19 protein-coding genes are annotated in these 20,946 nt (G+C 70.6%); 12 read left to right on the top strand and 7 right to left on the bottom strand.

The annotated features are described in order from the left end of the window. Positions 1 to 52: 52 nt before the first annotated feature. The 3 genes from FLP10_RS06370 (at position 53) to FLP10_RS06360 (ending at position 3,737) form a co-directional block, all read left to right on the top strand. The gene (locus FLP10_RS06370; protein ID WP_246150227.1) at positions 53 to 2,071 is read left to right on the top strand and encodes a beta-galactosidase; all 2,019 of its coding nucleotides are present in this window, start codon (positions 53 to 55) and stop codon (positions 2,069 to 2,071) included. A gap of 78 nt (positions 2,072 to 2,149) precedes the next feature. Continuing rightward, entirely contained in the window at positions 2,150 to 3,121 is a 972-nt protein-coding gene (locus FLP10_RS06365; protein ID WP_149160111.1) for an aldo/keto reductase, read from the top strand. A 52-nt stretch (positions 3,122 to 3,173) separates the two neighbouring features. After that, entirely contained in the window at positions 3,174 to 3,737 is a 564-nt protein-coding gene (locus FLP10_RS06360; protein ID WP_149160110.1) for a signal peptidase I, read from the top strand. Here FLP10_RS06360 and FLP10_RS06355 read toward each other — a convergent pair. From FLP10_RS06355 to FLP10_RS06325, 7 genes are all read right to left on the bottom strand, one after another. Then, on the bottom strand, positions 3,708 to 4,313 hold the full coding sequence (locus tag FLP10_RS06355; RefSeq protein WP_168209117.1) for a signal peptidase I: 606 nt from the start codon (positions 4,311 to 4,313) through the stop codon (positions 3,708 to 3,710). The two genes, FLP10_RS06360 and FLP10_RS06355, sit on opposite strands and share 30 nt — an antisense overlap. Continuing rightward, positions 4,310 to 5,107 (bottom strand): hypothetical protein, encoded by a 798-nt coding sequence (locus FLP10_RS06350; RefSeq protein WP_149160108.1) that lies wholly within the window; start codon positions 5,105 to 5,107, stop codon positions 4,310 to 4,312. Before FLP10_RS06350 ends, FLP10_RS06355 begins: the two co-directional genes overlap by 4 nt. Beyond that, positions 5,104 to 6,609 carry an RICIN domain-containing protein gene (locus tag FLP10_RS06345; RefSeq protein WP_149160107.1) on the bottom strand — a complete coding sequence of 502 codons (1,506 nt, stop codon included), beginning with the start codon at positions 6,607 to 6,609 and terminating at the stop codon, positions 5,104 to 5,106. Before FLP10_RS06345 ends, FLP10_RS06350 begins: the two co-directional genes overlap by 4 nt. Further along, positions 6,606 to 7,211, bottom strand: a complete 606-nt coding sequence (locus FLP10_RS06340) for a hypothetical protein (protein WP_149160106.1) — start codon at positions 7,209 to 7,211, stop codon at positions 6,606 to 6,608. Before FLP10_RS06340 ends, FLP10_RS06345 begins: the two co-directional genes overlap by 4 nt. A gap of 81 nt (positions 7,212 to 7,292) precedes the next feature. Continuing rightward, positions 7,293 to 7,895, bottom strand: coding sequence for an alternate-type signal peptide domain-containing protein (locus FLP10_RS06335; RefSeq protein WP_149160105.1), 603 nt, complete (start codon positions 7,893 to 7,895; stop codon positions 7,293 to 7,295). Positions 7,896 to 8,042: 147 nt separating this feature from the next. Further along, positions 8,043 to 9,194, bottom strand: coding sequence for a substrate-binding domain-containing protein (locus tag FLP10_RS06330; protein ID WP_149160104.1), 1,152 nt, complete (start codon positions 9,192 to 9,194; stop codon positions 8,043 to 8,045). After that, entirely contained in the window at positions 9,184 to 11,175 is a 1,992-nt protein-coding gene (locus FLP10_RS06325; RefSeq protein WP_149160103.1) for a heparinase II/III domain-containing protein, read from the bottom strand. The genes FLP10_RS06330 and FLP10_RS06325 overlap by 11 nt, the downstream gene beginning before the upstream one ends. A gap of 159 nt (positions 11,176 to 11,334) precedes the next feature. On the opposite strand from FLP10_RS06325, the gene FLP10_RS06320 reads away from it, so the two are divergent. The 9 genes from FLP10_RS06320 to kduI all read left to right on the top strand — a co-directional run bounded on the left by FLP10_RS06320 (position 11,335) and on the right by kduI (position 20,943). Beyond that, positions 11,335 to 13,335: a DUF2264 domain-containing protein gene (locus FLP10_RS06320; RefSeq protein WP_149160102.1), complete on the top strand. Its 2,001-nt coding sequence runs from the start codon at positions 11,335 to 11,337 to the stop codon at positions 13,333 to 13,335. Positions 13,336 to 13,389: 54 nt separating this feature from the next. Then, positions 13,390 to 14,649: an ABC transporter substrate-binding protein gene (locus FLP10_RS06315; RefSeq protein WP_149160101.1), complete on the top strand. Its 1,260-nt coding sequence runs from the start codon at positions 13,390 to 13,392 to the stop codon at positions 14,647 to 14,649. A 76-nt stretch (positions 14,650 to 14,725) separates the two neighbouring features. Next, complete coding sequence (locus FLP10_RS06310) at positions 14,726 to 15,658, top strand: carbohydrate ABC transporter permease (RefSeq protein ID WP_149160100.1); 933 nt, start codon at positions 14,726 to 14,728, stop codon at positions 15,656 to 15,658. Further along, the gene (locus FLP10_RS06305; protein WP_149160099.1) at positions 15,658 to 16,566 is read left to right on the top strand and encodes a carbohydrate ABC transporter permease; all 909 of its coding nucleotides are present in this window, start codon (positions 15,658 to 15,660) and stop codon (positions 16,564 to 16,566) included. The genes FLP10_RS06310 and FLP10_RS06305 overlap by 1 nt, the downstream gene beginning before the upstream one ends. A 3-nt stretch (positions 16,567 to 16,569) precedes the next feature. After that, positions 16,570 to 17,223, top strand: a complete 654-nt coding sequence (locus FLP10_RS06300) for a DUF624 domain-containing protein (protein ID WP_149160098.1) — start codon at positions 16,570 to 16,572, stop codon at positions 17,221 to 17,223. A gap of 36 nt (positions 17,224 to 17,259) precedes the next feature. Continuing rightward, positions 17,260 to 18,438: a glycoside hydrolase family 88 protein gene (locus tag FLP10_RS06295; RefSeq protein WP_149160097.1), complete on the top strand. Its 1,179-nt coding sequence runs from the start codon at positions 17,260 to 17,262 to the stop codon at positions 18,436 to 18,438. Next, positions 18,435 to 19,310, top strand: coding sequence for a fumarylacetoacetate hydrolase family protein (locus tag FLP10_RS06290; protein WP_149160096.1), 876 nt, complete (start codon positions 18,435 to 18,437; stop codon positions 19,308 to 19,310). Before FLP10_RS06295 ends, FLP10_RS06290 begins: the two co-directional genes overlap by 4 nt. Continuing rightward, complete coding sequence (kduD, locus tag FLP10_RS06285) at positions 19,307 to 20,071, top strand: 2-dehydro-3-deoxy-D-gluconate 5-dehydrogenase KduD (RefSeq protein WP_149160095.1); 765 nt, start codon at positions 19,307 to 19,309, stop codon at positions 20,069 to 20,071. The genes FLP10_RS06290 and kduD overlap by 4 nt, the downstream gene beginning before the upstream one ends. Further along, positions 20,068 to 20,943, top strand: coding sequence for a 5-dehydro-4-deoxy-D-glucuronate isomerase (gene kduI, locus FLP10_RS06280; protein WP_342780559.1), 876 nt, complete (start codon positions 20,068 to 20,070; stop codon positions 20,941 to 20,943). Before kduD ends, kduI begins: the two co-directional genes overlap by 4 nt. The last annotated feature ends 3 nt before the right edge of the window (positions 20,944 to 20,946 follow it).

Genomic DNA, 20,946 nt, shown 5'->3' with positions numbered 1-20,946 from the left:
CGTCGAAGGCCAAGGCTTGGCAGGGCGCCCGCACCACTGACAGGGTGAACGGGTGACGATCCGGTACGGCGGCGATTACAACCCCGAGCAGTGGCCGCGTGAGGTCTGGGACGACGATGTGCGCCTCATGCAGCGCGGCGGGGTGAACCTTGCGACGGTGGCGGTGTTCTCGTGGGCGCGGCTCGAGCCGCGGCCGGGGGAGTACGACTTCGGATGGCTCGACGACGTGCTCGACACCCTGCACGCGGGCGGTATCCGCGTCGACCTCGCGACCGCAACGGCTTCGCCGCCGCCGTGGCTCGCGAAGCTCCACCCCGAGACGTTGCCCGTGACGCAGGACGGCGTGCGGCTGAGCGTTGGGAGCAGGCAGCAGTACTGCCCGAGTTCGCCGGTCTACCGCGACTACGCGAGGCGGTTGGTCGAGCGCCTGGTCGAGCGGTACGCCGGGCATCCCGCGCTCGAGCTCTGGCATGTCAACAACGAGTACGGATGCCACGTCAGCCGTTGCTACTGCGACGTGTCGGCGACGGCGTTCCGTGCCTGGCTCGAGGCCCAGTACGGCTCGATCGACGAACTGAATCGCGCCTGGGGCACCGCGTTCTGGTCGCAGCATTACGATTCGTTCGACGAAGTCGAGCCGCCGCGTACCGCGCCGACCCTCGGCAATCCGACGCAACTGCTCGACTTCGACCGGTTCTCGAGCGACGAACTGCTCGCATGCTACCTGGCCGAGGTCGAGGTCATCCGCGCCGGCTCCGACGTGCCGATCACGACGAACTTCATGGGCTTCTTCAAGCCCGTCGACTACTGGAAGTGGGCGCCGCACGTCGACGTCGTCTCGGACGACACGTATCCCGACCCGGCTGACCCGGATTCGCCCGCGTACGGGGCGATGGTGCACGATCTCATGCGATCGCTCGGCGGCGGTGCGCCGTGGATCCTCATGGAGCAGTCGCCGAGCGCCGTGAACTGGCGCGCGCGCAACGCGCCGAAGGCGCCCGGCCAGATGCGGGCGTGGTCGTACCAGTCGGTCGCGCGCGGCGCCGACGGCATCCTGTTCTTCCAATGGCGACAGTCGGCGGCCGGCTCCGAGAAGTTCCATTCGGGGATGGTTCCGCACGGCGGCACCGAGACGCGCGTGTGGCGCGAGATCGAGCAGCTGGGCGGCGAGCTTCGCCGGCTTTCGGGGCCCGACACCGGCATCGAGGGCAGCCGGGTACCCGCCGACGTCGCCATCACGCTCGACTGGGACAGCTGGTGGGCGATCGAGCAACCGGCGTCCCCGACGACCGTCTCGTATCTCGAGGTGCTGTTCGCCTGGCATCGCGCGTTCACCTCGCTCGGGTTCGCCGTCGACTTCGTGCGCGCCGACGGCGACCTGACGCCGTACCGCGTCGTCGTCGCGCCCGCGCATTTCGTCGCGACCGATGCCGAGGTGTCGAACCTCGCGGCGTTCGCAGAAGCGGGCGGAACGCTCGTCGTCGGCTTCGGCACAGCGGTGCTCGACGAGCACCTGCACGTGCGACTCGGCGGCTACCTCGGGGAGCCGCTTCGCCGCGCCCTCGGCCTGTGGATCGAGGAGTTCGCGCCGCCCGCAGGACCCGACCTCCGCGCCGGCGGCGGCGGTACGACGCCCCGGGTTCCCATCGACGGCGACGTGCTCGGCGGCGCTGCGATGGGCTCGGTGTGGGCCGAGTTCGTGCGCACCGGCGACGCCGAGACGCTCGCGAGCTTCACCGACGGCGCGCTCGCCGGATGGCCGGCGGTCACCAGACGGGCGGTCGGCGGGGGCGGCGGATGGTACGTCGCCACGTTGCCCGAGCAGCCGGCCCTCACGCGGCTCGCCGAGCGAGTGGCCGCCGAGGCGGGCCTGGAGCGCCCCGAGGCGGTGGCTGACGGGTCCGATGTCGAAGCCGTTCGTCGCGGAGAACTCGTCTTCGTCATCAACCATGGGCCCGACGACGCGCGGCTGCTGATCGACGGCACCGACGTGCTCACCGGCGCCGAGGCATCCGGTTCGATCCTCGCCCCGCACGGTGTTGCGATCGTCGCGGACGCTCAGTTGTCATGATCGCGCGACCCGGAACATCCGGGCGACGCCGCGCCGCGCCGCGACCGCTCGTTCGGCGGCGGGCGTAGCATCCCGAGCATGGATCGTGCCGCGCTCGCCCCGCTCGGGCTGGGCCTCGCCGCGCTCGGCCGACCGGCCTACATCACGGCGCACCGCTCGGCCGACCTCGGGGCCGACCGCAGCATCGCGACGATGCGCGACCGCGCCCACGCGATGCTCGAAGCGGCGTGGGAGCGGGGCATCCGGTTCATCGACGCCGCGCGGTCGTACGGCCTGGCCGAGGAGTTCCTCGGGTCGTGGCTGGCCGCGCACCCCGAGCGGCGCGCATCGCTCACGATCGAGTCGAAGTGGGGCTACGAGTACGTCGGCGAGTGGCGCATGGACGCCGCCGTGCACGAGCGCAAGGAGCACTCACTGCCCATGTTCGAACGGCAGTGGCCGGCGACGCTCGCCGCGCTCGGGGGAGCGCCCGACGTGTACCTCATCCACTCGCTCACGCCCGACAGTCCGGCCCTCGCCGACGCGGCGCTGCTCGACCGGCTGCGCACGCTCGCGGCATCCGGGGTGCGCGTGGGGATCTCGACGAGCGGTCCGCGACAGGGCGACGCGCTCGACGCGGCGCGCGAACTCGCCGACTCGCCGTTCAGCGCAGTGCAGGCGACGTGGAACCTGCTCGAGCGCTCGGTCGCCCCCGCACTCGCGCGAGCGCACGACGCGGGCTGGCTGGTCGTCGTGAAAGAGGCGGTCGCGAACGGGCGGCTCGCGGCGATCGCCGCGCCGGGTGCGTCGGGCGCAAGCGACGCGGAGGATGCCTCGGCGCTCGCGGTCCTCGCAACCGCCGACGGGCAGTCGGTCGATGGGTTCGCGATCGGCGCGGCGCGGGCGCAGCCCTGGGCCGACGTCGTCCTGAGCGGCGCGGTCACTGCGGCACAGCTCGATTCGAACCTCGCGTCGCGGGGGCCCAGCGCGGCGGTGTGGTCGGCGGCGGCGGCGCTCGCCGAGGATCCCGGCGCCTACTGGTCGGCGCGCGGCACCCGTGCCTGGACCTGACGCGGACCCGCCCTTCCGCTGCGAGACACCGGTGGGGGCGTAGCATCCCAGGGTGGAGGCATCAGGAGGCGGGGTCGGGCGCGCGATCGCGCTCGGCGTCTCGTGGGCGCTCCTCGCGTTCGTGACCCTGGTCGCCGCGCTCGTGATCGTCGTGCCCGCGGTGACGGGCTCGGCGGCGTACACGATCCTCACCAGTTCGATGGCGCCGAGCCTGCCGCCCGGCACCCTCGTGATCGTCAAACCCGTCGACCCCGATGAACTGCGCATCGGCGATGTCATCACCTACCAGCTCGAGTCGGGCGCATCCACCGTGGTGACGCACCGCATCGAGCAGATCCGCTCGCCGAATCTGCCCGGGGGCGAACGCAGCTTCATCACGAGGGGCGACGCGAACGGAGTGGCCGATGCCGAACCGGTGCGCGCGGTGCAGGTGCGCGGCACCGTGTGGTACGCGGTGCCGTGGGTCGGTTGGGTGAACAACGTGATCTCCGGCGAGCGTCGCGCGATCCTCATCCCCATCGCAGCGGTGGCGCTGTTCGGCTACGGCGCCTGGATGCTCATCTCGCACGTGCGCGATCGACGTCGTTCAGCGATCGCCGAGCGCGGCGACACGTAGGCGTCGCCGCTCGCCGAGGCGCGCGACGATGGCGTACCCGCTGGCGAAGAACAGCATTCCCGCCAGCATCGGGGCCACGAATGCCCGCAGCAGGTCGCCGTTGACGAAGTTGTTGATCGCGCCCACCCATGGTACCGCGTACCACACCCGCCCTGACACCTGCGTGGGCGCGACCGGTTGCGGGTCGGAGGCGCCACTCGCGTCGGCCTCGGTGACGAAGCTCGGGGCGGTCTCGTCGGGGCCGGGCTGCACGATCTCGACGACCCGGTGCGTGACCAGACGGTATCCGCCCGATGCGGGGCGGTAGGTGATGACATCCCCGATGCGCACGGCATGCGGGTCGGTGGGGGTGACGACGAGCAGCGTGCCGGCCGGATACCGCGGCTCCATCGAGCCGGTCACGATCGTGTACGGCGTTGATCCGGTGACCGCGGGCAGCACGACCACCAGCGTGGTGAAGACCGAGACGAACGCCAACGCCACCCACGCCAGCGCGAGACCGGCGAGCGCCCACCCACTGCCCCGCCGACGCGATGCGTCGAGCGTGGCCCGCGGAGCCGCGGTGCCCTCGCTCATGACCCGTCCGCTCGGCGCCGACGCGCCCACCACCAGGCGCATGCACCGCCGATGACGAGCGCGATGGGCCAGGTGAGCACGAAGTACTCCTGGAAGAACCGGTCGGTGTCGCCCTCGAGCGCACGCACGTCACCGTCGGGTTCGGGGGCCGCGGTGGCGTCGGTCGCCGGCGAGCCGGCCGTGAGGCCCGACGTCGGTGCGAGCACGCCCGGAATGTCGGGGCCTTCGGGTTGGGGAGGGATCGGCGGCGTGCAGCCGTCGGGAGCGGGCACGTCGTCGCTCGTCAGATTCACCCTGACATTGAACGAGGCGGTCGAGCCCTGCGCGACGGTGCCCCCGACGTTCGCCATCGCCAACTCGATGTCGACCTGCGTGCTCTGGCCCGGCTCCAGGTGCACGCCCCGAAGCAGCGATGCGCAGGCGCCGACCTCGTCGAGGACGACGACGGCCCCACCCTGCGCGCCCGACACCGCCGAGATGCCGAGCGCCGCCAAGAACTCGGGATCGGCGGACTGGACGTCTCGAACGGCGATCGCCAGGTTCGCCCCGGTCGGCCCGGTGTTCTGCACCCAGAACGGCCGCACGGCCGACCCGGTGGGCACGATCAGAACCCCCTCGAACAGCTGCCCCGGGTACTGCGCGGCGTACACGACGCCGTCGGGGGAGATCGCGATCGGCGGGTTCGCGGCCTGCGCGGGAGCCGCGGAGCCGACGCCGAGGAGTGCGGCGGCGAACGCGGCGAAGAGGACCGAGGCCGCCCACCTCGGTGTCCGCGCGACCGACGGCGGGGTCACGGTGCTGCACCGCCCATGCCCGTCAGGGAGCAGGACTGGGGCGTCACATTGGAGAGGGATCCCCGGGCGATGAGGGTGCCCGGGTCCACATTGCCCGCGTTCGGATTATCGACATCTTCGTAGATCTCGAGGGTTCCGGTTCCGGCCAGACCGTTGGTAGTGGTGGCGTTCGACCAGGTAGCCATGCCGTTCGCACCGACGCTCACGCCGCCGGGCCAGACTAGCTGGCCGGCGCTGTTGATGAAATGCACGTCATACCGCATACCGGGCGTCCCGGCGGTGACGCGATAGACGAAGCGGGGCACGGGCTGGGTACCTGAAGGTTCGTCAGGTGCGGGAGGTCCGGTTACAAAGCTGCAGAAGATCGTGTCGGTATCGGGATCGGCGTTAATGCCCGAGAACATCGTGCGCACCACGAAGAAGATCTGCGTGTCGAGTCTTTCGCAGGGGGCCAATGAGATGCCGTTGGTGCCGGGCAACAGACCGGTCGTCATGCAGAGACCGGTGCCGTCGTTGACGATCTGGTAACGCCACCGTTCCCACATGGCGTTCGTGAAGCCCACATCGGTCTTCTGCAGCGTCCAGTGCTGTTGCACGTTCGCTGGACTCGACGTCGCCGTGTGGAGCGCGGTGCCCGTGGGCTCCGCGGCGATGGCCAAGGTGTTCGAGAGATTGCTGATGATCTGGTAGTAGCCGGGCTTGCCGTCGATCGGGACGAAGCGCCATGCCTGATTCGCCACGTCCGCGTTCTTGCACACGATACCCAGCACCGTCGCGCCGGGGGCCGAATTGCCCCCGCTCACATCCAGGCATCTGCGCTCCGGCCCGGTCGCCAGGGTGTGGATGAAGAACCAGGCCGTGTCCGCAGTCGGGGGGCCGTAGACCGGGAAGATGTACTGGCTCGACTGGGTCGTGCTGGCCGAGGCGGCACCGCTGTAGTTGCCGCGCACGATCTCGGCGCTGATCTGCGGCGTGAACGACATCGCGCCGTTCGGCGGCCAGTTCGTCGTCGCGCGGGTCGCGGTGGTGCGCACGCAGTAGATGCGAGACTCGTCCGGTAGGAATCCCTCGTCGGGCGGCGTGGTGTAGGTGTCGCCGTCGCCCCACGTGCCAGACGCGAGCGCGGGGCCGGGCGTCGCTTCGGCCGTGCAGGGGTTGTCCCCGGTCTGCAGCCACACCGTGAATGCGAAGTTGCTTCGGTACGCATCCCCGCCCGTGCCGCTGAAGGTCAGCTCCACCTGGCTGCCCTGCGTGCTCGACGAGACGGTGGTGTTCGTGACGGTGACGCTGCCGGTGTGCGCCAGGGACTCGTTCAAGAACACGTGCTCCAGCGAGGGGAAGTTGTCGGTCGTGATCGTGAGGTCGGCCGAGCTCGCCGTGAGGTTCACCGTCGCCTGCGAGGTCCAGTACGCCCAGCCCGCCGACGACGCGGTCACGAGGCTGAGCGCGACGATGCCCGTGATCGCCGCGATGCGCCCGTTGCGCCCGATCGGTGCCATCATTCCCCCGTCTGCCTCGAGTCGAAGACCACGGTGAAGCTGGCCGACGTGTTCTCGGTCGAGGCCGGCGTGGTGAGCGGCAGCAGCAGCTGCAGGCACACCGTCACCGTCGCTTCGGCGGCCACGTCCGAGACGAGCACGACCGGCGTCGGGCCGAGCGCGGCTCCGGGCAGCACCGTCGCCGGACACGCGCCCGTCGCCACACGGGTCTCCCACGCGCTCACCGAGCTCAGGCTCATCGAGATCTCGACCTCCACGTCACCGGTGTTGTGCAGGATCAGCTGATGCCCGATGAAATCGCCCGGCAGCATGCCCTGGTACACCCCCGCCGGGATCGTCACCGACTGCGCCGGCGCATTGGCGCCCTCTCCGATGAGCAGGTTCGAGGTGCCCGCCATGAGCGTGCCCGATGTGCCCACCGGGGTCGTCGCGGTGAGGAAGGCGGTGCTCCCGCCCGCCATGAGCACCGCCGCGAGCACGCCGACGAGCATCGCCCCCGCTCCGCTGAGCACCGCGCGCACGCCGGGCGCGCGCAGACGAGCGCGCGTCGGCCGCGTCGGCGACGCGCGACCACGTCGTCGGCGCTCCGGTGCTTGCGGGTTCATGGATCCACCCCGTGTCGTCTCGACGGACAGGACTCGACCTGCCGGCCGCGGGACCGGTTCGCGCGGCCCCGCGCCCTGCCGCTAGGGGGTGGTCGGGGCCACGACTTGGGTGACGGTGATGGCGCCCGCCGAGAGCGTGACCACGCCGCCCATCGCGGGGTTGTCGGTTGCGGGGCTTCCGTCGGCACCGAACGGCCAGACGATCGTCAAGGTGACCTCGATGATCGCGGGCGTTTCATCGTTCGCCGTGACTTGGTAAACGCCCTCTGTCCCGGTCTCTTCGATGCTGCCGCCGGGCTCGAGCTCGCTGACCTCTATTTCGGCGCGCTCGAGGGCCGTCTCGAGCGCGGGATCAACGGTGATCAAGGGATCGTTCTGCTCGATCGTGAAATACAGATCGTCGCCCGACGCGATGATCTCGACGGTCTGCGTGAACTCGAGCGTGTTGCCGGGAACGATGCGCGTGTCCGAGCCGGGCGGCACCTCGATCTTGCTCTCTCCGCCGTCGAAGGTCGCCGTCCAGGTGCCGTCGTCTACCGGCTCCACGGTGAGCGTGCCTGCGGTGATGGTCTGATCGACGCCGAAATCGGCTTCATCGGTCCAATAGGCCAACGTGCCGGCTCCCCCCAGGAGCAGCACCACGCCGGCCCCGATCGCGATCGTCGCCTTGGTCGTCTTCTTCATGTCGTTTCCCCCTGAGTGAGAGCGGCGCCCGAGCGTCGCCAGGGTCGTACACCCTTTGGCGCCACCATACAACGCGAGGGTGCCTCGATCGCTACCCCCCAGAGGACATCGTCGCGCGACCGTCTCGGGGTGCCCGACCGCGCGCGTTCACCCGTGTCGCGGCGGCGCCGTCGACTCGCGAACGACGAGCCTGGGACTGATCGTCAGCCGGTGCACGGCGCGATCGGGCTCGAGGATCCGCTGGGCGAGCAGATCGATCGCCGCACGGCCGACGTCGAGGCGTGGCGGTTGCACCGCGGTGAGCGCGGGGGTGAAGAGCTCGGCGATCTCGTCGTCGTACGCGATGATCGACAGGTCGCCGGGCACCGAGATGCCGCGATTCAGGGCGAGGTCGACGAACGCCATCGCCTCGGGGTCGGAGTGCACGAGCAGCGCCGTGACGCCCGCGCCGGTGGCGACATCGAGCGCAGCATTGATGGTGTCCGAGAACTCGGGCGTGCTGCGGTCGGGCACCACCGTCTCGAAGTGCTCGGCAGCGTCGAGACCGAGGTCGTCGCAGGCCGCCTGCCATCCGGCGGCGATCTTGCGCGACGTGGGCGATTCGCGCGACAGCACCAGCCCGACCTTGCGGTGGCCGAGGGCGGCGAGGTGCCGTGCGGCGAGGACTGCGCCGAGTGCGTGGTCGGTCGTCGCCGACTCGACGGGCTCGTGCTCGGGCAGGCGGGTCGCGTCTCGCTCGGCGAGCACGCTCGGGATGCCGCAGTCGGCCAGCCACTGCACGACATCCTGCGCGTGGGGCGTGTCGGTGTTCGGAGCGACGATCAGTCCGCGCACCTCGTCGCTCTGGACGAGGCGCTCGAGCACCGGGCGTTCGTCCTGCAGTTCGTAGGACGCACCGCGCAGCAGCACCTTGAGCCCGAGCGCGCGTGCCCGTTCCTCGATGCCGCGCACGACGGTCGGCCAGTAGAAGTTGAGCGACGGCACGAGCACCGCGATGGTGCCGGTGAGCTTCGGCGCCGCCTCCTCGGCTCCGGTCGCCCCGGTCGCGCCGACCGCATCGTTCGCGGCAGTCCCGGGTGCCGTCGGCAGCCCGCCCTCGGGCGGCACGGCGCCGCCGTGCACGCGGACGAGGAGCCCGGCCTGCTCCATCAGCGCGAGATCGCGGCGGAGGGTGACGGGTGTGACGCCGAGCTCGTCGGTGAGCTGCGAGATCCGCACGACGCCGTCGCGTGCGAGCACGGACTGCACGTAGGCGTGGCGGGCGGGTGCGAGCAGCCCCGGCGCGGTGTCATCGGTCATCGCGGTCATCCTTCGCGTTCACTAGGTCCAGTTCTACCGTCACCGAGAACGCATCCCGGTGCGTCACGTCGAACTCGATGCGGGTGAGTCGGTGGCCCCAGACCTCGACGAGCAGCGGATCGTCGAGGTCGCGGGTCTCGGTGACCACCGGAACGCCGGCCGGCCAGGTCAGCACGACGGGTGTCGCGCCCTCGAGCGGCACGATGCGGGCGTGGCCGTCATCGAGATCGAGGTCGCCGGCCACGAGCAGGCGCACGGCGGTGCGCGGCTCGTCGCCGCTGGTCGAGGGCGCCAGCTCCCAGCGATCCTCGATGCGCACCGCGACGGGTGCGCGTTCGAGCCGCACCTCGCGGCGCCACGAACGCAGGTCGGCGACGAGGTAGGCGCTCGCGAGGTCGAGGGCGAGCGAGGTGGATGCCTCGCCGACCCGCGCCGAGACATCCGCGGCCCTGAATTCGGGGCCGGTGCCCTGTCCGCTGCCGCGCACCCACGGCACGTTGTGCCACGCGCTCTGCATGGTCCAGATCTCGGCGCGGCCGGGGCCGAACGTGGCCGCGGTGTAGGTGGGCCGGCCGGCGTCGACGAGCACGGGCACGCCGTCGGAGGCGACCACGAACGATCCGACGTCGTCGTGGTTGTGGTGCTCGCCGTTGCCGCCGCCCTTCACCGCGACGGTCAGGCCGTCGACCCGGCCCGCCGCGACGCGCGCGACGAGCACCTCGATCGACGGCAGCCACACGTCGCGCACGAGGGGCGGGCTGCCGGGCCGGGCGGCCAGCCACGCGGCATCCGTCACCCCTCGCAGCAGTCGGCCGAGCTCCTGGCCGGGAGTCGCAGCCGGTTCGCCCGGGATGCGGTGCGATGCGGCGTGCGCCTGCGCGGCGGCGTCGCCGACCGCGCGGGCGGCGCGGTGCAGCGCGTGCCAGGGCAGGGCGTCGGCCGGTCGGGCTTGGCCGTCGGCGAGGTTCAGGTACCAGCCGCCGCCGAGGTGCATGCGATGCGGGAACGCGACCGTTGCACGCAACGAGGGGATGTCGCGGGTCGCGTCGAGCACGCCGCCGGTGGCGTGCGCGAGCACGTCGAGCGCCTCGAGCGCCCGGCAGGCGCCGTTCCACCAGTACCCGTAGCCCTCGTCGACGGCGCCGTCGTCGGGCAGCGCGGCGACGTAGCGGTCGAGGCCCTCGATCGCGAGGGCGACGAGCTCGGCGCGTCGGTCGCGGTCGCCGTCGCCATCGAGCAGGCGCAGCGCGCCGACGAGCACGTTGCCGTGGATCCACGGGTTCCAGTTGTGCACGTCGCCGTCGAGGCCGATCCAGTGCCAGTCGCGTCGGCGGCGGAACGGGTCGAAGACGCGCACGCGGGCCTCGTGCCGGATGCGGGTCCGCAGGCCGGGGTAGCGTCGGTCGAGCTGCGCCCCGAGCAGGTGGTCGACCCAGGCGAGTTGGGCGAGGACATCGCCGGCACCGAGGTCGAGGTACGGGTCGGTCACGTCGGCGAGTACCGAGCCGTGCACGGCGAACGCGTCGTCGTGGGCCGGCCAGCACCAGGACGACTGCTCGCAGAGCAGTTGCACGCCGTCGGCGACCTCGTCGACGAGCCGGTCATCGAGGGTGGCCGCCGCGGCGATCGCCGCGACGCTCAGCCGGTGCTGCCGCCCGAACGCGGCCGCCTCCCAGACGGTGCGGTCGCCGTCGCGGTGCAGGCGCGCGGCTGCGCTCGCGAGGGGCTGCGGCCAGGGCTCGATCGCGCCGGCCTCGGCGTCGCGGAGCGCGGCCCGCAGGGCGGGGCGGTCGGCGGCGCCGCGTTCGAGGTCCCAGGTGTCGCGATCGAGCGCGGATGCCACTGGCAGTGCCGAGTCGGGGGCGATGAGGACTCGCACGAGCTCGTCGCGAAGGTCGTCGCGGTGGATGCCGGCTCGCCGTTCGAGCGCTGCCGCGAGCGGACCCCGAAACGGGGGATGCGCATCTGGTGCGGCGTCCATAGCGGTGTCCTTCCGGTCGGGCGTTCGTTCATTCTGGCACAACTCGATCAAAAACGATCATCGAATCCCCGAGATTCAGGCTTGAAGTGAGCGAAAACGATTGCTAATCTTCGGATGCGGTCGATATGACCGATTGCCCTCGCCCTTCGAAGGAGAAGCGTGTCGCCCCACTCCAGCACCCCGCCCCCCGCGCGGCGTCACGGCGATCGCACCCGCGCTGAGTGGGTCGCGTACGCCGATCGGCTCCTCGGGGGTGCTGCGAAATGGGCCTCACCCGGAAACGCGCTGATCACGCCCCCAGGCGCCGAAGGCGGCTACGGCCGCGCGGTCGACGGCCTCGAAGGCTTCGCACGCACGTTCCTGCTCGCCGGCTTCCGTATCGCCGGCGACGAGGGGCGAGGGCTCACCGAACTGATCGAGTTCTACTCCCGCGGCATCCGCACCGGCGTCGACCCCGACGCGCCCGACCGCTGGGTGCGTCTCGACGAGCATCCCCAGGCCAAGGTCGAGGCCGCCTCGATCGCGCTCATGCTCGACCTCACCCGGCCGTGGATCTGGGAGCAGTTCGACGAGACCACCCGCGCCCGCGTCATCGACTACCTCGCACCCGCCGTCGGCGATCAGACCTATCCGCGCACGAACTGGCTCTGGTTCCGGCTCGTGGTGCAGACGTTCCTGCGGTCGGTCGGCGGGCCGTGGTCGCCCGACGATGTCGCCGCCGACCTCGCCCTGCACGACTCGTTCGCGCGTGCCGACGGATGGATGTCCGACGGTCATGAGCGCTCCTACGACCACTACGTCGGGTGGGCGCTGCACCTCTACCCCGTGCTGTGGTCGCGGATGGCGGGCGCCGCCGAGCTTGCGGGCGGTCGCACCGAGCACGATGTCGTGGCGCTCGACCGCTACCTCCAGGACGCGATCGCGCTGGTCGGCGCCGACGGTTCGCCGCTCATCCAGGGCCGCAGCCTCATCTACCGGTTCGCCGCCGCGGCGCCGTTCTGGGTCGGAGCGCTCGCCGAGGTGCCCTCCCTCTCACCAGGAGCGCTGCGCCATGCAGCCGACCGCATCGTGCAGCATTTCGACGATCACGGGGTGCCCGACCGCGCCGGCCTGCTGACGATGGGCTGGCACGGCGAGTGGCGCGGTCTCGCGCAGTCGTACTCGGGCCCGGCATCGCCGTACTGGGCGGCCAAGGGCCTGCTCGGCATCGCGCTGCCGGCTGACCACCCCGTGTGGAGCGCGCCTGCCGAGCCGCTCCCCGTCGAGTCCGGTGACTTCGTGCGCGTCGTGCGCGCCGCCGGCTGGGCGATCTCCGGCACCCGTGCCGACGGCATCGTGCGCATCGCGAACCACGGCACCGACCACGCGGCGGCCGGCGACCTCGTCGGCGACTCGCCGCTCTATGCGCGCATCGGCTACTCGACCGCGACCGCGCCGCTGCTCGACGACCGCGCGTGGGTGGATCCGCTCGACCAGTCGGTTGCACTGGTCGACGCCGACGGCGAGGCGACGCACCGCGCCGGCATGGAGCTCACCGAGGTGCGGCTCGACGATGACGGGCACTCGCCCGTCGCCGTCGCCGCATCGACGTCGGTGGCGCACCTCGTGCGCCCCGACCACGAGCTGCCCCGCCACGGCTCGGGCCTCGGCGGGGAGGCGGTGCCGCTCGGCCGCATCAACGTGCAGTCGATCGTGCGCGGCCCGTGGGAGGTGCGCCTCGTGAGCGTCGATGCACTCGAAGACGGCGTCTCGCCCGAGTCGCTGCGGCTGCGCATCGGCGGATGGCCCGTGGCCGGCGACGCCCCGGTCGCGGGCGTCACCGACCACGGCTTCGCGCACGCAGCGGTCGGTGGGCGCGTGAGCGCGATTCATCCGCTCCGCGGCGATGCGTCCGGCCGCATCGAGGTCCGCCGTGGCGCGAGCATCCTCGGCGCGACCGCGGTCGTGCCCGTGCTCGAGTACCCCGTCGTTCCCGGCGAGCGCATCGCGGTGCTCGTCGAACTCGGCGGCGCGACGGTCGACGCGGCCACGGCGAAGCCCGCGCAACTCGAACTCATCGACGCCGACGCCGAGTCCGTCGTCGACATCACCTGGCCGGACGGCCGGCGCACCGCCAGCCGCCTCAGCGACCCCCGGCCCGCCACGACGGCGCGCCGGTAGCACCAAGGACCCTTCCGGGTCACCCCCACTGGAATCGCAAAGGAGCACCCACAGATGAAGCGCAAGTACGCAGTCGCGGCCAGCGTGGTCGTCGCTGCCTCGCTGACGCTCGCCGCGTGCAGCGGCAGCCCCGAGGAGGAGCCCGCAGAGAGCAGCGGCCCCGTCACCCTCACCCTGTCCGGCTGGAGCCTCGACATCACCCCCGAGTTCCAGGTCCTCGCCGACGGGTTCAAGGCGGCCACGGGCAACACCGTCGAGCTCGTCGAGTACGACCCGGCCGAGTACAACACCCTCCTGACCGCCGACCTCGGCGCGGGCGCCGGCCCCGACATCATCACCCAGAAGGAGGTCAAGTACGTTCCCGTCTTCGTCGACGGCGAGCAGCTTCTCGACGTCTCCGACGTCGAGATCCCCGACGCGGTCAGCGGCGCCTCGTCCTACGAGGTCGACGGCGCGCAGTACGCGGTGCCCTACCGCCAGGACTCGTGGGTGCTGTTCTACAACAAGGACATCTTCGACGCCGCGGGCGTGGAGTACCCCGACGGCTCGTGGACCTGGGACGACTACGACGCGGCCGCTGCGGCGCTGACGACGGCCGAGCACTTCGGCACGTACGAGCACCGTTGGCAGTCGACGACGCAGGGCTTCGCCAACGCGCAGTTCGACGGCGACATCTTCTCGGGCGACTACGAGTACATGACCGACCTGTACGAGCGACGTCTCGCCCGCGAGGCCGCCGGCTACCAGATCGACTTCGCCACCTCGAGCGCCAACAGCCCGACCTACCAGGGCGAGTTCGGCAAGCAGCACGCCGCGATGCTCCCCATGGGCACCTGGTACGTCGCGAGCCTCATCTCGCAGCAGACGTCGGGTGAGGCCGACACCTTCAACTGGGGCTTCGCTCCGATCCCGCAGGTCGACGACTCGACCGTCGACAAGCCGGTGACCTTCGGCGACCCGACGGGCTTCGGCATCAACGCGGCGATCGACCCGGCGAAGGTCGACGCGGCGAAGGCGTTCCTCGAGTACTCGATGAGCGACGAGGCGGCCTCGCTGCTCGCGGGCATCGGCATCACCCCGGCGAACACGTCGGACGCGGTCGTCGACGCCTACTTCGCTGTCGAGGGCGTCCCGACCGACGACGTGTCGAAGTTCGCGTGGTCGACGCACGAGACGCTGCCTGAGAACCCGACCGACGCCAACACCTCGGCGGTTCAGACGATCCTCGGTACCCTGCACACCGAGATCCTGACGAAGGCGAAGACCATCGAGCAGGCGATCGCCGACGCGGGCGCGGCCGTCGCGGCACTCTGAGTCACCCCTCCCGGCGCCGGACGCGTCAGCGTCCGGCGCCGGGAACCATCCCGCCCCACATGTTCCAGGAGATGTCATGACGAGCGCCGTTGCCGACGGGATCGGCACCCCATCCCCGCGCCGCCGCTCGAAGCTCGTGCTGCGCAACACCCTCCTCGGCTGGAGCTTCATCCTGCCGAACTTCATCGGCTTCGCGCTCATCACGCTCGTGCCGGTGGTGTCCCTGTTCTACGTGTCGCTCACCGACTACAACGTGTTCGGCAAGGGCGAGTTCATCGGCTTCGAGAACTTCCAGAAGCTCGTCGCCGACCCGCTCTTCCACCGCTCGTTCATCAACACCCTGTACTTCGCGGTACTGCATGTGCCGCTGACCATCGTGGTGTCGCTCGGCCTCGCGCTGCTGCTGAACACGAAGCTGCGCGGCGTCGCGTTCTTCCGCACGGCGGCGTTCTTCCCCTACATCACCTCGATCGTCGCGATCGCGCTGGTCTGGAACCTGCTCTTCAGCCCCGACTTCGGCCCGATCAACCAGTTCCTCCGTTTCCTCGGCATCGAGAACCCGCCCGGCTGGCTCACTTCCCAAGACTGGGCGATGCCCGCGATCGTGATCATCAGCACCTGGCGCGACATGGGGTACTACATGATCCTGTTCCTCGCCGGACTGCAGACCGTTCCCCGTGAACTGTACGAGGCCGCGCGCGTCGACGGCGCGAACGCCCTCCAGCGGTTCTGGAACGTCACGCTCCCCGGCATCCGCCCCACGATGTTCCTCGTGACCGTGCTCCTCACGATCGCGTCCCTCAAGATCTTCGACCTCATCATCGTGCTCTCGCCCGGAGGCACCCAGGCGCCGAATCAGGCCACCGTCGTGCTGTCGCAGTTCATCTACCAGAAGGGCTTCATCGAGTCGAAGTTCGGCTACGCCTCGGCCGGAGCGGTCGCACTCTTCCTGGTGTGCATCATCGCCACCGTGGTCCAGTTCCTCATCAACAAGAAGCGGAGTGCCTGATGGCCGTCACCGAACTCGTCGTCGTGCCATCGACCCCGAGCGACGACCCCGGCCCCGGCCCCCGCGTCGACCGTTCCACCCGGCCCGCATCGCGTCTCGGTCGCGTCGTCGGCAGCATCCTGCTCGTCGCCTTCGCGCTCGCGCTGCTCGTGCCGTTCTTCTGGATGGTCTTGAGCTCGTTCAAGAACCCCAACGAGGTCTTCTCAGTGCCCGTGCGTCTGTGGCCCGAGACGTGGCACTGGGAGCACTACGTCGAACTCTGGACCGACACGGGCATGGCGACCTGGCTGCGCAACACGATCTTCCTGTCGACGGTCGTGACCTTCCTCCAGGTGCTCACGGGCTCCTTCGCGGCCTACGGGTTCGCCAAGGTGCGCTTTCCCGGCCGGGACGTGCTCTTCCTGCTGTACCTCGGCACGATCGCCGTGCCGTGGCAGTCGTACATGATCCCGCAGTACATCATGCTGGCCCAGTTCAGACTGACGAACACGCTGCTCGCGATCATCGTGCTGCAGGCCTTCGGCGCCTTCGGCGTGTTCCTCATGAAGCAGTACTTCGAGTCGATCCCCGAGGAACTCAGCGAGGCGGCCCGCATCGACGGACTCAACGAGTACTCGATCTGGGCGCGCATCATGCTGCCGCTCTCGACACCGGCCCTCGCGTCGCTCGCGCTGCTGACCTTCGTGAACACCTGGAACGACTACCTCGGTCCGCTGCTCTACCTGCGGAGCAAAGAGAACTGGACGGTTCAGCTCGGACTCAAGAACTTCGTGGCGAACAACCTCGAAGCCGACTACGCGATGCTCTTCACCGGTCTGACGATCTCGGTCATCCCGATCGCGGTGATCTTCCTGTTGGGGCAGCGATTCTTCGTCGAGGGCATCGCGACGTCAGGTCTGAAGGGCTGATCGATGCGCTTCGAGAAGATCCAGAACGCGTTGGATGCGCTGGGCACAGCCGTCCTCGTGAACCTGCTGCTCGCCGTCACGGCGTCGCCCCTCATCGTGATCGTCATGTTCACGAACGCGTTCGAGACCTGGCCGCTCGCCGCCGCCGCCGCCGTCGTCGCCACTCCGGGTGTGACCGCAGCCTTCACCGTCTTCAGGCGATCGGGCGAGAACCCGTTCTTCGCGTTCTTCAGCGGCTACCGAGCCACCTGGAAGCGCGCTGCGCTCGTCGGCCTGATGCTCGTCGGCTCCGCCGCCGTGCTCATCGTCGATGCGCGCTTCTTCGCCGACGGTCCGTTCGCGCAGGCCGCGATGGTCGTGCTCGTGGTCGTGGGCGTGCTCGTCGCCGGCGCGGGGGTGGTGACCCTGACCGCGGTCGCCGAGAGCCCGGCGGTGCGCATCGGCGGCGCGCTGGCCCGCGCAGCCTGGGCGAGCATCCGTCGCTGGCACCTCACACTCGTGAGCCTCGCGGTGCTCGCCGTCTTCGCGTTGCTCTTCATCAACCTCCCACTGCTCGCGCTGTCGGCGCTCGCCTCGCCGGCGTTGTACCTCGCGTGGGCGAACAGCCGTCACTCGCTCCGCCCCGTGCTCGACATCGAAGAGACGATCGCGGCCTAGCCGCGCGCCGTCACCGAGGAAGGACCAGTTCCGCCCATGACCATGCCCTCCGCTCGCAGCGACCTCGCGGTCGCCGCCGATCGGGCGATCGCGGCCGCACTGCCGACGATCCGCCGCAACATCGCGACGTTCGGCTCCCGGTATCCCGACGACACGACGGCCGATGGTCGCTACGAGGTGCGGCCGCCGGCCGACGGGTTCGCCGCGGGCGCGAACCGAGGCTGGACGACGAGCTTCTGGTCGGGCATGCAGTGGCTGGCGTGGGAGCTCACCTCGGATCCCGAGTTCCGCGATGCGGCCCTCGGACATGCCGCCGACTTCGCCCGCCGGGTGCGCGACGAGGAGGACCTCGAGACCCACGATCTCGGATTCCTGTACACGCTCTCGTGCGTCTCGGCGTGGCGCCTCCTCGGCGACGAGGAAGCACGCGAGGCCGCGCTGGCCGCCGCCGACCATCTGATGCGACGGTTCCTCGAGCCCGCCGGCATCATCCAGGCGTGGGGCGACCTGTCCGACCCCGCGCAGCGGGGACGCACCATCATCGACAGCCTGATGAACATGCCGCTGCTCACGTGGGCTGCCGAGCAGACCGGCGACGAGCGGTATCGCGATGCGGTGCGTCGCCACACCGCACAACTGCGCGAGCACATCATCCGCCCCGACGACTCCACCTTCCACACGTTCTTCTGGGACGTCGAGACCGGCGCACCGCTGCGCGGCGCGACCGAGCAGGGCGCCCACGACGACTCATGCTGGGCGCGCGGTCAGGCATGGGGGGTCTACGGATTCGCGCTCAACCATCGCGCCACCGGCGACCCGGCACTGCTCGACGCTGCGCGCCGCTGCGCCGACTACCTCCTCGCGCACCTGCCCTCCGACCTGGTGCCGTACTGGGACCTCGACTACGGCGACGGCGACGACGCGCCGCGCGACAGTTCGGCGGCGGCGATCGCCGTCTGCGGCCTGCTCGAACTCGCCGACCTCGAGACCGACCCCGAACGCGCTCTGCGGGCGCAGGCGGCGGCCCGCGACATCCTCTCGGCCCTGATCGCCGACTGCACACCCGAGCCCGGCGCATCCGACGCGCTCCTGCTGCATGGCACCTACGACCTGCCGAAGCTCAACGGCGTCGACGAGGGCACGCTGTGGGGCGACTACTTCTTCCTCGAAGCGCTCGCTCGTCTGGCGATGCCCGACTGGAGGCCGTACTGGTGAGACTCGTCACCTTCAGCACCGCGACCGGCCCCCGCCCCGGCGCGGTCGTCGGCGGCGCGCACGTGCTCGACCTCTCGGCCATCGCGTCGTCGGTCGTCGACGTGCTCGGCGATGACGCGCTGCTCGCCGAGGCGCGCGCGGCCGTCGATGCGGCCGCCGCGGTCGCGCGCGACGCGCTTCCGCGCCTCCCCGCCGTGCGCCTGCTGCCGCCGGTGATCCCGGGCAAGCTGCTCTGCCTCGGGTACAACTACCGCGGACACGTGCCCGACGGGGTCGACCCCACCGCCGACGATCCCGAGTTCCCCGACGTGTTCGTGAAGACCGCGAACACCCTCGGCGGCGCCGACGATCCCGTCGTGATCCCGGCGGCTGCAATCGACGTGGACTACGAGGGCGAGATCGCGGTCGTCATCGGGCGACGGGCGAAGGAGGTCCCGCTCGACGAGGCACTCGCGCACGTCGGCGGCTACACGATCCTCAACGACGTCTCCGATCGCGCCTGGCAGCGCCGGCAGAGCCAGTGGGCGCTCGGCAAGTGCTCCGACGGGTTCGCCCCGCTCGGCCCGTGGCTCGTCACCCGTGACGAGATCGCCGATCCGCAGGACCTGCTCGTCGAGGTCGAGCGCGACGGGCTCGTGACCGTGTCGCAGTCGACCTCGACCACGATCTTCTCGGTCGCGTTCGTGGTGCACTACCTCAGCCGGTTCATGACACTCGAGCCCGGCGACGTCGTCTCCACGGGCACGCCGCAGAAACTCCCCGCCGCGCTCGACGCGCACCGGCCGCTCGCCCCCGGTGACCACGTCACCGTGCGGGTCTCGGGCATCGGCGAACTCACCACCCGTTTCATCGCACCCGGAGGCACCACATGATCATCGACCGCTTCCGACTCGACGGGCGCGTCGCCGTCGTCACGGGCTCGTCGCGCGGCCTCGGCCAGGGCGCGGCAGTCGCGCTCGCCGAAGCGGGCGCCGACGTCGCGCTCGTCGATCGCGGCGACGCGACCGAGACCGCCGAGCACATCGCCGGGCTGGGGCGACGCGTGCACCGCATCCGCCGCGACTTCGCGACCGCGGGCGCCGACGACCTGCACGGCGCGATCGACGAGGTGGTCGAGGCCCTCGGGCGCATCGACATCCTCGTGAACAACGCGGGCACCATCCGTCGCGCACCCGCGGCGGAGCATCCGGCCGCCGACTGGGACGAGGTGCTCGCCGTCAACCTCGATTCCGTCTTCCACCTCTCGCAGGCCGCCGGCCGCCGCATGATCGCGCAGGGCAGCGGCCGCATCATCAACGTCGCCTCGATGCTGTCGTTCCAGGGCGGCATCCTCGTGCCCGGCTACACGGCGTCGAAGCACGCTGTGGCCGGCCTCACCAAGGCGCTCGCCAACGAGTGGGCCGCCTCGGGGGTGACCGTCAACGCGATCGCGCCCGGGTACATGGCGACCGACAACACGGCGGCGCTGCGCGCCGACATCGACCGTGAGGCGTCGATCGCCGCCCGCATCCCGGCCGGCCGCTGGGGTACCTCGGCCGATCTGCAGGGAGCCTTCGTCTTCCTCGCCTCGGATGCCGCGGCCTACGTCACCGGCACGGTGCTGCCGGTCGACGGAGGGTGGCTCGTCCGATGACCCCGACGACATCGACCCACGACACCCCGAAGACCCAGGAGGCAACCATGGAGCAGCGTTACGCGACCAACCCGGCGCAGATCCCCGGCATGACCACCGAGGAGCTGCGCGCCCAGTACCTCGTGCCCGAGCTGTTCGTGCCGGGCGAGATCCGCGTCGTGTACACGCACCACGACCGCATCGTGCTCGGCGGCGTCGTGCCGGCGGGCGCCGAGCTGTCGCTGCCGGGCTACCCCGAGATCCGCAGCGACTTCTTCCTCGAGCACCGCGAGGTCGGCATCGTCAACGTCGGCGGCACCGGCACGGTCACCGCCGACGGCGAGGTGTACACGCTCGTCAAGGGCGCGTGCCTCTACCTCGGCCGCGGCATCCGCGAAGTCGTCTTCGCCGACGCCGACGCCGGCGCGCAGTTCTATCTGTTCTCCGCACCCGCGCACACCAGCTATCCGGCCGCGCTCGTCTCACCCGGCGAGGGCACCGTGCGCGAACTGGGCGATCAGCTCACGTCGAACCGCCGCACGCTCAACCAGTACATCCACGAGAACGGCGTGAAGTCGTGCCAGATCGTGATGGGCGTGACCGAGCTGCACCCGGGTTCGATGTGGAACACCATGCCCGCCCACACGCACGACCGTCGCACCGAGTGCTACCTGTACTTCGACGTACCCGAGGACTCCCGCGTCATCCACCTGCTCGGCGAGCGCGACGAGACCCGGCACCTCGTGGTGGCCGACCGCCAGGCGATCATCTCGCCGAGCTGGTCGTTGCACTCGGGCGTGGGCACCGCGGCCTACTCGTTCATCTGGGCGATGGCCGGAGAGAACCAGTCCTTCGACGACATGGACCCGGCACCGGTCACCGATCTGAGATGATCT

Origin of the sequence: Agromyces intestinalis (assembly GCF_008365295.1) — a bacterium.
Lineage (GTDB): Bacteria > Actinomycetota > Actinomycetes > Actinomycetales > Microbacteriaceae > Agromyces > Agromyces intestinalis.
Note: the sequence above shows the minus strand (reverse complement) of the source record. Positions and strands in the feature narration are given on the sequence as shown.

Bases quoted from the DNA above. Each gene is read 5' to 3' on its own strand.
- FLP10_RS06365 (WP_149160111.1), top strand. From the start codon at position 2,150: ATGGATCGTGCCGCGCTCGCCCCGCTCGGGCTGGGCCTCGCCGCGCTC.
- FLP10_RS06355 (WP_168209117.1), bottom strand. From the start codon at position 4,313: ATGAGCGAGGGCACCGCGGCTCCGCGGGCCACGCTCGACGCATCGCGT.
- FLP10_RS06345 (WP_149160107.1), bottom strand. From the start codon at position 6,609: ATGATGGCACCGATCGGGCGCAACGGGCGCATCGCGGCGATCACGGGC.
- FLP10_RS06340 (WP_149160106.1), bottom strand. From the start codon at position 7,211: ATGAACCCGCAAGCACCGGAGCGCCGACGACGTGGTCGCGCGTCGCCG.
- FLP10_RS06335 (WP_149160105.1), bottom strand. From the start codon at position 7,895: ATGAAGAAGACGACCAAGGCGACGATCGCGATCGGGGCCGGCGTGGTG.
- FLP10_RS06330 (WP_149160104.1), bottom strand. From the start codon at position 9,194: ATGACCGATGACACCGCGCCGGGGCTGCTCGCACCCGCCCGCCACGCC.
- FLP10_RS06325 (WP_149160103.1), bottom strand. From the start codon at position 11,175: ATGGACGCCGCACCAGATGCGCATCCCCCGTTTCGGGGTCCGCTCGCG.
- FLP10_RS06315 (WP_149160101.1), top strand. From the start codon at position 13,390: ATGAAGCGCAAGTACGCAGTCGCGGCCAGCGTGGTCGTCGCTGCCTCG.
- FLP10_RS06310 (WP_149160100.1), top strand. From the start codon at position 14,726: ATGACGAGCGCCGTTGCCGACGGGATCGGCACCCCATCCCCGCGCCGC.
- FLP10_RS06305 (WP_149160099.1), top strand. From the start codon at position 15,658: ATGGCCGTCACCGAACTCGTCGTCGTGCCATCGACCCCGAGCGACGAC.
- FLP10_RS06300 (WP_149160098.1), top strand. From the start codon at position 16,570: ATGCGCTTCGAGAAGATCCAGAACGCGTTGGATGCGCTGGGCACAGCC.
- FLP10_RS06295 (WP_149160097.1), top strand. From the start codon at position 17,260: ATGACCATGCCCTCCGCTCGCAGCGACCTCGCGGTCGCCGCCGATCGG.
- kduD (WP_149160095.1), top strand. From the start codon at position 19,307: ATGATCATCGACCGCTTCCGACTCGACGGGCGCGTCGCCGTCGTCACG.
- kduI (WP_342780559.1), top strand. From the start codon at position 20,068: ATGACCCCGACGACATCGACCCACGACACCCCGAAGACCCAGGAGGCA.